The organism is Curtobacterium sp. MCLR17_054 (assembly GCF_003234335.2).
GTDB lineage: Bacteria > Actinomycetota > Actinomycetes > Actinomycetales > Microbacteriaceae > Curtobacterium > Curtobacterium flaccumfaciens.
Genome location: NZ_CP126263.1, coordinates 1,308,558 through 1,322,361, shown reverse-complemented (window position 1 = coordinate 1,322,361; position 13,804 = coordinate 1,308,558). Strand labels below are relative to the sequence as shown.

Here is a 13,804-nt window from a genome sequence, read left to right as displayed (position 1 = left end):
GGTGCCTCTCAGCTCTTGACCGCGCCCTGCGTCACGCCGCTGATGACCCAGCGCTGCGCGAACAGGTAGACGATGATCGTGGGCGCCATCGCCATCAGGTACGAGGCGAAGGCGACGTTGTAGTTGGTGCCGAACTGACTCTGGAAGATGTTCTGCACCACGGGCAGGGTCTGCAACCCCGGATCCGCCGTGATGAGCGACGGCATCATGAAGTCGTTCCACGATGCCAGGAAGGCGAAGATGCCGACCGTCGCGTTCATCGGGCCGAGGAGCGGCAGGATGATCCGCCAGAAGATCTGCCACGTGGACGCCCCGTCGATGCGGGCGCTCTCCTCGAGTTCGACCGGGATCGACCGCAGGTACGCCGAGTAGAGCAGCACGCTGAACGACAGTTGGAACATGGCGTGCAGGATCCCGACGCCGATCGGGTTGTCGAGGCCGATCTCGGCGGTCAGCTTGATCTGCGGCAGCGCCACCACCGGGAACGGCAGGAACATCGCCGCGAGCAGGTAGACGAACGAGTACCGGAAGAACCGCTTGTGCCAGTTCCGGACGATCGCGTACGAGGCGAACGAGCTGAGCAGCAGCGTCGCGACGACGGTGAGCGCCGCGACGCCCAGGGACACCGAGAAGGACACCGGGAAACGGGTCAGCTGCCAGGCCTCGGCGAACGAGCCCGGGTTGAACGGGAACGGCAGCGAGAGCGCGTTGCCGTCGACGGACTGCTCGGTCGTCTTGAACGCCATCGAGAGCGTCACGTACAGCGGGATGAGCACGGTCAGCGACGCGAGGCCGAGGACCACGGTCAGCGTCCAGTTCGTGCCGCCCAGCCGTCGGCGGGGGCCGCGGCCGGAACGTCCGCCGCCGGTGGTCACGGCGCGGGTGTCGGTCGGGGGTCGTGTGTCGATGGCGGTCATGCGAGTCGCAGGTTCCTTCCGCGGGTCGCCGCGAGCTGCAGCACGGAGATGAGGACGGTGATGATGAAGAACACGGTCGCGTTCGCCATCTGGTAGGCGTAGTCGCCGCCGGTGAAGCCGCCGAAGATGGTCATCGCGACGCTGCTCGTCGCGCTGCCGGGGCCGCCGTTCGTCAGACCGACGATCACGTCGTAGGCGCCGAGGTAGCCCTTCACACCGAGCACGGTGTTGATGACGATGAAGCCGCCGAGCAGCGGGAGCGTGATCGAGCGGAGCTGCTTCCAGCCGGTCGCGCCGTCGAGCGCACTGGCCTCGTACAGCTCTTCGGGGATGGACGTCAGGCCCGCCGTGTAGATGAGGAGCGCGCCGGGCACGGTCTGCCAGGCGGACACGATCACGATCGCGAGCCAGGCGAGGTTCGGGTCGCCGAGGATGCTCTGCTCGAGCGGGCCGAAGCCGACGCTCGTGGCCAGGGCCGGCACGGTGTTCGAGAACAGGAAGTTGAACACGTAGGCGACGATGATCCCCGAGATCACCATCGGGATGACGAACACCGACCGCAACCCGGCGGCGAACCGGATCTTCTTCGCCAGGGCGATCGCCAGGGACAGCGCGACGACCTGCGTGACGACGACGGTGACGGCCGCGAAGCCGAGCGTGAAGCCGTACGACGCCAGGATCGCCGGGTCGGAGACGAGCGCCTTGTAGTTCTCGACGCCGATGAAGTCCCACTGCCCGAACCCGAGGTAGTCGGTGAAGCTGTAGAAGACGCCGACGCAGGCGGGGGCGACGACGAACGCCGTGAACAGCACGAGGGCCGGCACGAGGAACAGGTAGTACATGCCCTCGGTGCGGCTGAGTGAACCGACACCGCGGGAACCCACACGCCGGTGCGTGCGGGCTGCGTCGGTCGCCGGTCCGGGGGTGTCCGGGTCGGTGTCGCGGGAGAGCGGGGTCTGCATGGTCATGGTGACTCCTGTGTCCTGGTCCGGCTCAGACCGTCGCGGAACGGCCGGCGAGCCGCCGCCAGTCCGAGTCGAGCCGCTGCAGCATCGAGGTGAAGTCCCCGCTCCGGATCGCCGACTGCAGGTAGTTGCCGAGCGGGATCGACGTGGGGATGAAGGTGCCGGCGCCCTGGTAGAACGCGGCGTCGTCGACGTACTGCTGCAGGCCGGCGAGGCGCTCGTCCTGCTGCGGGGGTGCGTCGATGCGGGGCGAGTACGCCAGGTTGTCGCGGTTGTAGGCGTCGATGACGTCGGGCTGCATGAGGAACTCGACGAGCTCCTTCGCCTGCTCCGGGTGCTCGGACGCCGTGGGGATCCAGAGCCCGAGGTCGATGTTGACCCGGGCCCTCCGGTCGGCCGGGTCGTTCGACACCGGCAGGGCGAAGGTGCCGACGGGCAGCTCGTCGTCGATCAGCGCGATCTGCCCGAGCGCCCACGGGCCCTGCAGGTACATCGCGGCCTCGCCCTTGCCGAACGCCAGGTTGCCGTCGGCGTAGGCCCGGGTGGCGTGGTCGCGGTTGAAGAACGACGAGATGGTCTTCGCGCGCTCCATCGGCACCGCGAAGTCCTTCTCGAACGACACCTCGGAGTCCGGGCCGACGTCGGCGCCGAGAGCATTCATCTTCCGGAAGAACGAGCCGGTGTCGACGAGGCTGCCCACCGAGTAGTCGAACAGGCCCTGCCAGAGCGTCCAGGTGTCCCGGTCGGTGGCGTAGATCGGCGTGATGCCGGCCTTCTGCAGCGTCCGGCAGACCTCGACGAACTCGTCCCACGTCGTCGGGACCGGCAGGTCGTGCTCGGCGAAGATCCGCTTGTTGTAGATCACCCCGGCCGCGGCGAGCGAGTACGGCAGCACGCTCGTGCGGTCCTCGAACTTCGCGTACTGGTTCGTCAGGGTGTCGATGTCCGGTCGGACCCGCGCCGCCGACGGCAGTTCGCTGAGGTCGCTGAGCACGCCGCGCGAGATGTACCGGGCGAGCTCGAGGTTGTCGTTGAAGCAGCCGACGTCCGCCGGTTCACCGCGGACGAACTGCGGGGCGATGGCCGCCGTGCTGTCGTGCACGACCGACAAGCCGGTGTGCTCCCCCTCGAACTTCCGCAGCAGCTTGTCGAAGTAGGCGATGACCTCCTGCTTCTGCTCGTAGAAGCGGAGCGTCGTGGCACCACCGGCGGCACGCCCCGGGGTCGCGCACCCGGCGAGCGCCATCGTGCCGAGTGCGATGCCACCGGCCGCGCCCGCGAGGAACCCTCGCCGGCTCACCGCCGCCTGGAGTGTTGCGGTCCTGCTTCCCACCATCGGGTCTCTCCCTCGTTGCGCATCGTCGCGCAGGCTCCTGTTTACAGCGCTGTAAAGCGTACGTCAACGTTGTAATCGCATGTGGCAGTAGTCGGTGCACCCTACGGACAGGAGGCACGGTGCCAGCCCGCCCCGCGCCTCCCGTCCGCCGCGCAGCGCGTCCACCGCCGCGCGCCGCCGCCCACCGAGACGGACACGGCACGGAGCTGGCAGGATCGTCTGATGGCTGAGGACGAACGGGACATCGCACTCCGGGTGGGGCACGAGGAGCTCCGCATCCGCGGGGTCTACGAGACCATCAGCATCATCAACGACGTGATGGTGGCGCTCTGGTTCATCGTCGGCAGCGTCCTCTTCTTCTCCGAGACCACCACGACGGCTGGCACCTGGCTGTTCCTGATCGGGAGCGTCCAGCTGCTCATCCGTCCCGTGATCCGGCTGTCGCGGAGGCTCCACCTCGGTCGGGTCGGCCGGGGGAACCCCACGGAGTCCGCGCGCGATTTCTGAACCACGACACGCCTGGGCGAACACACAGGAACGCGAGCAGGCACCATGGACTGCATGGCAAGCACCACTCCTCCCCTGCCCGGACCCGTGACCACGACACCGCAGTTGCGGCGGTGGGTGTTCTGGCCCGCCGCCGTCATCGTGCTGGGGTTCGTGGCCTTCACCCTGATCTCCCCCTCCACCGCCGAGGCGCTGTTCCTCGGTCTGCAGGACGGCATCGTCAAGAACTTCAGCTGGTACTACGTGCTGATCGCCGCGTTCTTCGTCGGCTTCTCGCTGTTCGTCGGCTTCAGCCGCTTCGGTGACATCAAGCTCGGCAAGGACCAGGACGAGCCCGAGTTCTCGACCGGTTCCTGGTTCGCACTGCTCTTCGCCGCCGGCATGGGCATCGGCCTCGTCTTCTACGGCGTCTCCGAGCCCCTCAGCCACTTCGCCTCCCCGCGCCCCGGCGTCACCGGCACCGAGAAGGAGCTCGCGCAGCAGGCACTGACCCAGACGTTCCTGCACTGGGGCCTGCACGCGTGGGCGATCTACGACGTCCTCGGCCTGGCCCTGGCGTACGCGATCCACCGCCGGGGTCGCCCGGTCTCGATCCGCTGGGCCCTCGAACCGCTGCTCGGCAACCGGGTGCGCGGTGGCTGGGGCAACCTGATCGACGTGATCGCCCTGGTCGGCACGCTGTTCGGCGTCGCGACCTCGCTCGGCCTCGGGGTCATCCAGATCGGCGCCGGACTCGAGAGCGCCGGCATCGCCGACAGCAGCATCGTCAGCCAGATCGCGATCATCGCGGTGATCACCGCCGTCACGATCGTGTCGCTCGTCACCGGCGTGACCAAGGGCATGAAGATCCTGTCGAACTTCAACCTGCTGCTCGCCGCTGCACTGCTGCTCTTCGTGCTCATCGTCGGCCCGACGCAGTTCCTGCTCCGTGACTTCGTGCAGTCGATCGGCTCCTACCTGCAGAACATCGTCGGCCTGTCGTTCAACGTCACCGCCCAGCAGGGCGCCGAGGGCGAGGCCTGGCAGGGCGCCTGGACCACCTTCTACTGGGGCTGGTGGATGTCGTGGGCACCGTTCGTCGGTGTCTTCATCGCACGCATCTCCAAGGGCCGCACCGTCCGCCAGTTCGTGTTCGGTGTCCTGCTCGTGCCGACCGCGCTCACGTTCCTGTGGTTCGCCGTCCTCGGTGGCACCGCGATCCACCGCCAGACCGACGGCTCGGGCGGCCTGATCGGCTCGGACGGCTCGGTCGACATCGAGGGCTCGCTGTTCGCGGTCCTCGGTGACCTGCCCGCCGGCATGGTCCTGACCTACGGCGCGATCCTGCTCATCGGCGTGTTCTTCGTGACCTCGTCGGACTCCGGGTCGCTCGTGATGGCGATGATCGCGTCGGGCGGTGACATCGAGCCGAAGAACTGGCTGCGGGTCTTCTTCGCCGGTGTCGCTGCGCTGCTCGCCGTCGCCCTGCTGCTCAGCGGTGGACTGAACGCGCTGAAGACGGCGGCGATCACGACCGCGTTGCCGTTCAGCATCGTCCTGTTGCTCACCTGTTGGTCGACGATCATCGCCTTCACCCGCGAGCGCCGTGCCTACGACAAGGCCGAGCGCGAGGTGTTGCTCGAGCACGTCGGCGCCTACTACGGCCTCGAGGTCGAGGCGCCGACCGAGCGTCCGGCACGGTCCGGCCTCGGCCGTCCGTGGGCCGCGGTGAAGAACCGTGTGCGCGGCGGCCGCGGAACCACCTCCCCGACGGTGGGCGCCGGTGCGCTCGACGACTTCCCGGTGCGGCCCGAGTCGATCTCGGCCGACCCTGCGGTCGACCCGAGCCTCGACGCGCGACCGGCAGCGGACGACGGGCCCGCCACGGAGCAGCCGGAGCGCTGACGCGGCGCGCCACGCGCCGCGCGCGCACGCGCCATGTGGTGCGAGGTTCCGTGTTCGGTGCGACGAACGTGCCCTCGCACCAGAGACGGAACCGCGCACGGGCCGTCGACGCGACCACCTGACGGACGGGAGGCAGTGCCAGCTGGCGCCGTGCCTCCCGTCCGTCAGTGCGTCAGGTGTCGGTCCGTGCGGACGCGACCTCGAGGGTCACGACGACCGCCACCACGGCGAGCGCCGTGACCGGCAGCGACACCGCCGGCACCGCGATCGACGCGAGGACGACGAGCACCAGGGCCACCACGACGGCGTTGGCCCGTGCCGACAGCGACGGCCGGATCGCGAGCGCCCAGATCGACAGCACCAACACCGCGACCGGCACCGCGACGGTCGCGGCGACCGAGGCGGACGACAGCGCGACGTGTCCGGCGTCGGCGCTGACGGCGACCTCGATGCCGGCGGGCAGGGCACCGGCGGCGGCGAAGACGAAGTAGTGGCCGTAGCCGAAGACGAGCGCGGTGGGCAGCGAGCGGATGTGTGCGTGCTGCTCACGGGAGAAGTAGATCCACCACATGCCGACGGTGATCACCAGCGCGCACCCGGCGAGCGCCAGCAGGGCTCCGAGGTGCTCGGTGTGCGCGAGGGCATCGATCACCGCGCCGGCCGAGGCCACCAGCCCTTCGCCCAGGACGATGAGGGTGAACAGGGAGAACCGCTCGGCCAGGTGCCGGGTGTGCCACGGGGCCGTCCCCGTCGAGGTCTGCGCCCAGATCGGCACCGACAGCTCGGCGAGCACGAGGAACGGTGCGGCGTACCCCCAGACGTCGTCGGGCAGGGCGAGTGAGACCACCCAGAGCAGCTGCACGACCGTGACGCCGACGGCGTGCAGGATGGCGGTCCGCCGGTACCGGGTGGAGGACGCGGCGGCGCGGATCCACTGCCCGACCAGGGCCAGCCGCATGACGACGTAGCCGATGACGCCGATCGTGAAGTCGTTCTCGACCATGGCCGCGTGCACCCCGGCGGCGAGGACGAGCACCCCCGCCATCTGCACGAAGGTCATCACCCGGTAGAGCCAGTCGTCGGTGTCGAACGACGTGGCGAACCAGGTGAAGTTCATCCACGCCCACCAGATCGAGAAGAACACCAGCCCGTAGGCCAGGACGGCGGAGGCGACGTGGCCCTCGAGCTCGATCTCGTGCAGGTTCGTCGCGGCGAAGCCCACCGCGACGACGAACACCAGGTCGAACAGGAGCTCCAGCGGGCTCGCTGCCCGGTGTCGCTGGTCGGGGTCGCGCGGCACCATCCGGCGCAGTCCGATGGTCGGCATGGGGCCAACGGTAGGGCATCCCCAGAACGCGGACTGCTGACGGCGGGACCGGCCCGGCCGATCTGTCCGTGTGCAGGCCCCGCACCACCAGACCCAGCCCGTCTCGGCCGTGTACGTCGTGTCCGGCCGAACCCCTCCGACAGGAGTCCCGGTGACCTCACCGCGTCCCGCCGTCCGTCCCAGGTCGTTCCGCCGAGCGGCCGTCAGCGCCACCGCCGGCGCACTGACCGCCGCCACGCTGCTGGCGTTGGCCGTCACCCCGGCGCACGCCGCGACCTCGGACATCCCGCGCTCACCGGCCGATCCGACCGCTGCGGTGGCCGCACCGCAGGAAGACCCTGGAGGCTCGTCCCGCGTCGGTCCCGCCGCGGACGGCGTGCAGGTGGGTTCCGGCTCCTACGCGCCGGCCCCGCCGGACGAGATCACGGACATCGCCGACGTGCGGAAGACGCTGGACCAGCGGCTGTACATCGACCCGTCGAAGGCCGGCGAGCCGGTGCCGACGAACCAGTGGTGGACGGACCTGCTGGTCAGCAAGTACTCCGGCGACATGTGGGCGTACCCGTTCGTCTCGTCGAACAGTGCCGCGGGCACGAAGCTCACGATCCCGACGCGGTGGAACAGCGACGGCACGGCGATGCGCCTGGAGTCCCCCGTGACGGTGGGCGGGACGGTGGAGCCGACCCCCGACGCGAGCGACCGCACCCTCGCCGACTTCGAGGACGGCCTGCCCGACGGCTGGACCGCGACCGGTGACGCCTTCACCGCCACCGCCACCGGGACGGCCGCCGGGCAGAGCGCGGTCTCCGGGTGGCTCGGCGGACGCTTCCTGAACTCGTTCAGCGACGAGGACGGCGACGGCGCGACCGGCACGCTCACCTCGCCGGCGTTCACGATCGACCGTTCGACCCTGGCGTTCCTGGTCGGCGGTGGCCGACACCCCGACCACGAAGCCGTGCAGCTCCTGGTCGACGGCGACGTCGTGGCGAGCAGCACCGGGACGGACAGCGAACAGCTGCGCTGGGACAGCTGGGACGTCTCCGCCCACCGAGGGCAGTCCGCGCAGCTGCGGATCGTCGATGACCTGCGTGCCGGGTGGGCACACGTGCTGGTCGACCAGGTCCTGCTCACCGACGCCCCGGACGGCCTCGCTGACCGCTTCGCGACCACGTTCCGGGCGAAGCAGGCCGATGCGCTCCGCTGGGGCGACTGGAACGTCAGCTGGCGGATGCCGCAGGACGGCCCGGGCGGGCAGTACATGGACGTCACGAGCGTGCAGGGTTCGCCGTACGAGTGGTTCGAGTTCCACGGCATGACCCCGCGCCTCACCCTGCAGGACGGTGCTGAGATCACCGACGGGGACGGCGAACCGCTCGACCTGCCGGTGACGACGGACCGGTTCGAGATCCGCCAGGACGGCCACGTCTTCGGCGTGCACGCCCCCGACGGGACGACCTTCACCCGTGTCGGGAACGCGCTGGAGGTCTCATCCGGCACGCCCTACCTGGTGCTCAGCGCGGTGCCCGAGCAGGGGCTGTCCCTCGATGACCTGCACCGCACCGCCTTCGCGGTCCCCCGTGACACGACGATGACGTACTCGTACGACCCGGCGGCGGCGAACGTCCGCCAGCAGTGGTCGATCCGCACCGACACGCTGCAGGGCGACGACCACGACACCGTGCAGGGCTGGCTGCAGCACCAGTACGCCGACGCCACCACGAACCTGCGCTTCACCGGCGCCACCTACGAGACCCCGCGCGGCACCATGCGGACCACCGTCGGCCACGACGGCTGGACCCTGGACTACGCGTTCACGGGCATCACGCCGATCGGTGCCACGCCCGAGGCGGTCGGGGAAGACCCGTACTCCGAGCAGGTCATGCGCGAGTACCTGCACGACTACGCCGCGAAGACGACGTACGGCGGGGACACCTACTGGGGCGGCAAGGACGTCCTGCAGCTCGCCGAGTACATGACGATCGCGCGGCAGATCGGTGCCAACGAGGACGCCCGGACGCTGCAGGACACCCTCGAGCGCGCCCTGACCGACTGGTACACGTACACGGACGGCGAAGCGGAGCACTTCTTCGCGATGTACCCGACGTGGAAGGCCCTGATCGGGTTCGCCGACTCGTACGGGTCGGCCCAGTTCAACGACAACCACTTCCACTACGGGTACTTCGCCGTCGCGACCGCCATGCTCGGCCGGGTCGACCACGAGTGGGCCGCGAAGTACCAGGGCATGGCGACGCTCGTCGCGAAGCAGTACGCGAACTGGGACCGCGACGACGCCCGGTTCCCGCACATGCGCACGTTCGGCGTCTGGGAGGGCCGGTCGAACGCCGGCGGCGTGTCGTCACCCGGCGGCAACAACCAGGAGTCGTCGTCCGAGGCGATCCAGTCCGAGGCGGGGCTCTTCCTGCTCGGCTCGGTCCTCGGCGACGAGGAGATGCAGGCCGCCGGTGCGGTGCAGTACGTCACCGAGCGCGCGGCCGTCCGCGACTACTGGCAGAACGTCCGCGGCAACCCCGCCTCGGCGTCGTACGACGGCAACGGCGCGTTCCCGGACGAGTACGAGCACGGGCAGGCGGGGATCCTGTTCGACTCCGGGCAGGCCCACGCGACGTACTTCTCCGGCGACCCCGCCTGGATCTCCGGCATCCAGTGGATGCCGATCGCCCCGTGGTTCGACTACTTCGGCTGGGACCCGGGCTTCTCGAAGGCCCTGATGCGCGAGATGATGGCCGCTCGCCCGGAGTCCATCGGGCAGGCCGGCGTCACCGACGGCAACGCGGCACGCATCCAGATGCTCACGAAGAAGTGGTGGGGCGTCGGCAGCTACGGCGACGTGAAGATCACCCGCGACCGCCCGGCCGCGATCGGTGAGCTGCAGGACGCGATCCGCGCGGTCGAGACGAACCACCCCGGGTACATCACCCGACGAACCGCAGCGAACCCCCTGTACGTCCCGGCCACCGACACCTTGCTGGTGAGCGTGGAGGACGACGGACGGGTGGTGTTCCCGGACCGGTACTGGACCCCGGAGAACCTGCCCGACTCGCTGGTGCCCACTGAGCTCGACGGTCCCACCGCCGACCGGAAGCCCCAGGACTGGCCGACGCCGTCCCCGCTGATGCCGTTCCTGGTGGACGACTTCCGCGCCGACACCGCGACCATCGACCAGCTGTACGGCGTCGACCTCACCGACCACACCCCGGGCGAGGACACCGAGCACGCCGCACGGGTGTTCAGCGGCATGGGTGACGCCCTCGGCAACGTCGTGCTCGGGTTCCTCGGGCAGTACGACCCGGACACCTACGCCGACGTGCACGCCGCTCTGTGGGCCGCCGACGACCCGGCCGTGACCGGACAGTCGATGGCTGGCCTCGTCTACCACCAGGCGATGTCGAACCGGACCGTCGGCACCGAGGTCACCGACCGGCACACCTCGGACCCGCTCAGCCAGGTGTTCCGCGCACCGGACGGCACGATCAGCTACGTGCTCGACAACCCCGACACCGTGCAGCACACGTACGACGTCTACGAGGGCACCGAGGTGATCGGCCAGATCGCGGTCCCGGCCCAGACGCAGATCACGTCGCACCTGGACGCGCGGCTCACCGAGGTGGTCGTCAGCACCCAGGGCGCCCCGAAGACGATCGTCCCCGGCGCGACCACGACCTTCACCGCCACCGGCTACGACCAGTACGGCGCCACCGTCGCGCTGGACGAGGTCACCTGGTCGACCGACACCGGCACGATCAGCGCCGATGGCCTCCACCGCGCATCGGAGCGCGCGGAGCAGGCGACGGTCACCGCCACGATCGGCGGGGTGCACGGGTCGTACGCCTTCCGGGTCGCACCGGCACCGGTCCTCACCGGGTTCGACGTCACGCCCGGCTTCGACCGGCTCGTCGTCGGGACGCCACAGCGGTTCCGTGCCGCCGGCCACGACCAGTACGGCGACCCGGCGGCCCTGCCCGCCGACGTCACCTGGTCGTACACCGGCGCCGGGAGCGCCGGGACCGACGGCACCGTGACGACCACCGCCGCGGGCTCCGGGTACGTCGTCGCGACCGGTGGCGGTGTCGAGGGCTCGGCGGTCGTCGCCTCGGTGACGTCGATCCCCGACGCCGCAGCGGGTGCCGACGTCGACGCGAGCTCCTCGGACGGCGGGAACGTCGCCGGGAAGGCCGTCGACGGGGACCGCAGCACCCGGTGGGAGAGCGCGCACGGTGTGGACGAGGTCGACTACACGATCGACCTCGGGCGGCTGACCGACGTCGGCACCGTGCGGGTGGACTGGGAGAACGCCGCCGCCGCACGGTACGTGCTGCAGGTCCGGGACACCGCCGACGGCCCCTGGCGCGACGTGCGGACCGTCGACAAGACAACGGCCGACATGGACACGGTGCCCGTGGGCGAGACCGCCCGGTTCGTGCGCCTGCACCTGACCGACCGCCTCACCGGGTACGGGTACTCCATCTGGGAGGTGCACGTGTCCGGCACCCCGGCGGCCTCGACCGTCGACGTCGAGGACGTGCTCGTCGCACCGCGCAGCGCGACCGTCCGCACCGGTGACACGGTCCGGATGGCGGCCTACGGGTTCGACCGCCACGGGTTCGGCGGGCGGCTCGCCGCGGACCGCCCGGAGTGGGCCGTCGACGGCGGCGGAAGTGTCGAACCGGACGGCGTCGTCACCGCAGCGACCGAGGGCGGCGTGACCGCGACGGTCACGGCCACCGTGCCAGGAGCATCCGGGACGGCCACCGTCACGACCCTCGACGAGGCGACCGACGGTGACGACGACGGCGGAACGGCACCCGCCCGCTCTCGTGACATTGCCGCCGGCAAGCCCGTCACCACCTCGTCGGACGAGCGCGGCGACCTGTCCGGCGGCAACTCGGTGGACGGCGACGACCGGACCCGGTGGGCCAGCGCAGCACGCGACGGTGAGTGGTTGGCGGTCGACCTCGGGCAGGTCGTGCCGATCGACCAGGTGCAGATCGACTGGGAGGCCGCGTGGGCCGAGGCCTACCGCGTCCAGGTCCGCGACGACGAAGACGCCCCCTGGCAGACCGTCGCGGAAGAAGCCCACGGGACCGGCGGCGAGGCGACCCACCGGTTTGAGGGCGACGACGTCACCGGCCGCTGGGTCCGGGTCGTCGCAGACCTCCGGCACACCGCGTTCGGGGTCTCCCTCTGGGACCTCCGCGTCACCTCGACGCAGGGCAAACCGACGCCGGACCTGGCACGACGGGCGACCGTGTCGTCGTCGGCCGACGAGGGCGACGGCGTGCCCGCGCACAACGCCGTGGACGGCGACCCGGGATCGCGCTGGGCGAGCGGGCACACCGACGACCAGTGGCTCGCCGTCGACCTCGGCGCACCGCACCGCCTGCACGGCGCGGTGCTCCGGTGGGAGGACGCCTTCGGACGCTCCTACCGGATCGAGGCGCGGAACGCGGGCGACGACGGGTGGACGACGCTCGCCACCGAGACCGACGGTGACGGCGGGACCGACCGGCACGCCCTGGACGGCTCGTGGCGGTACGTCCGCGTGCACGGTGTCGAACGGGCGACCCCGTACGGCTACTCGCTGTACGACCTCGAGATCCGGTAGCCGGGGCAGCACCCGTCGGACGACGCCGCCGCGGTGCGGTTACGTCGTCCGACGGATGCCCCCGACCGGCCGGACCACGGATCCTGGCGGGACACCACCCGCACCACGTCAGGAGCACGGACCATGACCAGCACCCCCCTCGAGACCCTCGGCATCATCGGCGCCGGCAACGTCGGCGCGCAGATCGCCCGCCGCGCGATCGCCGTCGGTCTCGACGTCGTCCTCGCGAACTCCCGCGGGCCCGAGACGCTCGAGTCCCTGATCGACGAGCTCTCCCCCGGTGCCGGAGCAGCCACCGTCGCCGACGCCGCCCGGGCCGGTGACGTGGTCGTCGTCTCGATCCCGATCAACGGCTACCGGGACCTGCCGGCCGAGGCGTTCGCGGGCAAGGTCGTCGTCGACACCGGCAACTACTACCCGGAGTTCTTCGGACCGGTGGACGAGCTCGAGCAGGGCGCGGTGCCGACCACCTCCGAGCTGCTCCAGCAGTCGCTGCCGGATGCTCGCGTCATCAAGGCGTTCAACAACCTCGGCGCCGCCGACGTCACCACGGACGGGTCCCCCGCCGGAACGCCGGGGCGCCGAGCCCTGACCGTCGCCGGGGACGATGCGGACGCGAAGGCCGTCGTCACCGAGCTGCTCGACCGGTTCGGGTTCGACGTGGTCGACGTGGGACCGCTGAGCGAGGGCTGGCGGTACGAACGCGACCAGCCGGCGTACGGCGTGCGGCACGACCGGGCCGGCATGACCGCCGCTCTGGCGGCAGCGGCTCGCCGCTAGCCCGCCGCCGTCACCCCGGGCGCCGCCTGCGCCTCGGGGTCGTCCCGCACCGCAGCCGCGACGAGGGTGTCGAGCAGCCCGGGCCAGCGCGCCTCGAGCGCGTCCCGGCGCAGCTGCACGGCGTGCTCGCGTCCCGTCACACGGGTCCGGGTCAGTCCGGACTCGCGCAGCACCTTGAAGTGGTGCGAGAGCGTCGTCTTGTGGATGTCGAGTCGGTAGTCGGTGAGGTTGCACGGGTGGTAGTCGCCGTCCGACAGTCGCTCGATGATCACGAGTCGCGCGGGGTCACCGGCCGCCCGGAGCACCCGAACGAGTTCGAGGTCGTCGACGTCGGGCAGCGGGAAGGGGTCGTGCCCGACCTTCGACTCTTCGTTTGACATGCATCAAACCTATCAGGAATGATCTCAATGGTTTGATGCTTGTCAAACAAAGCCGAGGCAACGACCTCGGAACCGAAGGAGTGAC

Annotated in this window: 9 protein-coding genes; 4 read left to right on the top strand and 5 right to left on the bottom strand. The window is 70.4% G+C overall.

Going from position 1 to position 13,804, the window contains the following annotated elements; genetic code table 11:
- Nucleotides 1–8: 8 nt before the first annotated feature.
- The 3 genes from DEJ08_RS06410 to DEJ08_RS06400 are packed head-to-tail and all read right to left on the bottom strand — an operon-like array spanning nt 9 to nt 3,182.
- On the bottom strand, nt 9–917 hold the full coding sequence (locus DEJ08_RS06410) for a carbohydrate ABC transporter permease (protein WP_111054340.1): 909 nt from the start codon (nt 915–917) through the stop codon (nt 9–11).
- A complete protein-coding gene (locus DEJ08_RS06405) occupies nt 914–1,885 on the bottom strand; it encodes a carbohydrate ABC transporter permease (protein ID WP_111054339.1) in 972 nt (323 codons plus the stop codon). The genes DEJ08_RS06410 and DEJ08_RS06405 overlap by 4 nt, the downstream gene beginning before the upstream one ends.
- A 25-nt stretch (nt 1,886–1,910) precedes the next feature.
- Nucleotides 1,911–3,182, bottom strand: coding sequence for an ABC transporter substrate-binding protein (locus DEJ08_RS06400; protein ID WP_111054338.1), 1,272 nt, complete (start codon nt 3,180–3,182; stop codon nt 1,911–1,913).
- A 258-nt stretch (nt 3,183–3,440) separates the two neighbouring features.
- On the opposite strand from DEJ08_RS06400, the gene DEJ08_RS06395 reads away from it, so the two are divergent.
- A complete protein-coding gene (locus tag DEJ08_RS06395; protein ID WP_111030383.1) occupies nt 3,441–3,725 on the top strand; it encodes a YrhK family protein in 285 nt (94 codons plus the stop codon).
- 54 nt (nt 3,726–3,779) lie between these two features.
- The gene (locus DEJ08_RS06390; RefSeq protein WP_258367034.1) at nt 3,780–5,609 is read left to right on the top strand and encodes a BCCT family transporter; all 1,830 of its coding nucleotides are present in this window, start codon (nt 3,780–3,782) and stop codon (nt 5,607–5,609) included.
- Nucleotides 5,610–5,781: 172 nt separating this feature from the next.
- On the opposite strand, the gene DEJ08_RS06385 is transcribed toward DEJ08_RS06390, so the two are convergent.
- Entirely contained in the window at nt 5,782–6,936 is a 1,155-nt protein-coding gene (locus tag DEJ08_RS06385; RefSeq protein WP_181438965.1) for a low temperature requirement protein A, read from the bottom strand.
- 151 nt (nt 6,937–7,087) lie between these two features.
- Here DEJ08_RS06385 and DEJ08_RS06380 point away from each other — a divergent pair, with 151 nt between their 5' ends.
- Nucleotides 7,088–12,559, top strand: coding sequence for a discoidin domain-containing protein (locus tag DEJ08_RS06380; RefSeq protein ID WP_111054336.1), 5,472 nt, complete (start codon nt 7,088–7,090; stop codon nt 12,557–12,559).
- 33 nt (nt 12,560–12,592) lie between these two features.
- Complete coding sequence (locus DEJ08_RS06375; protein ID WP_111046533.1) at nt 12,593–13,339, top strand: NADPH-dependent F420 reductase; 747 nt, start codon at nt 12,593–12,595, stop codon at nt 13,337–13,339.
- Here DEJ08_RS06375 and DEJ08_RS06370 read toward each other — a convergent pair.
- A complete protein-coding gene (locus DEJ08_RS06370) occupies nt 13,336–13,719 on the bottom strand; it encodes an ArsR/SmtB family transcription factor (protein WP_111046534.1) in 384 nt (127 codons plus the stop codon). The two genes, DEJ08_RS06375 and DEJ08_RS06370, sit on opposite strands and share 4 nt — an antisense overlap.
- Between the last annotated feature and the right edge of the window lie 85 nt (nt 13,720–13,804).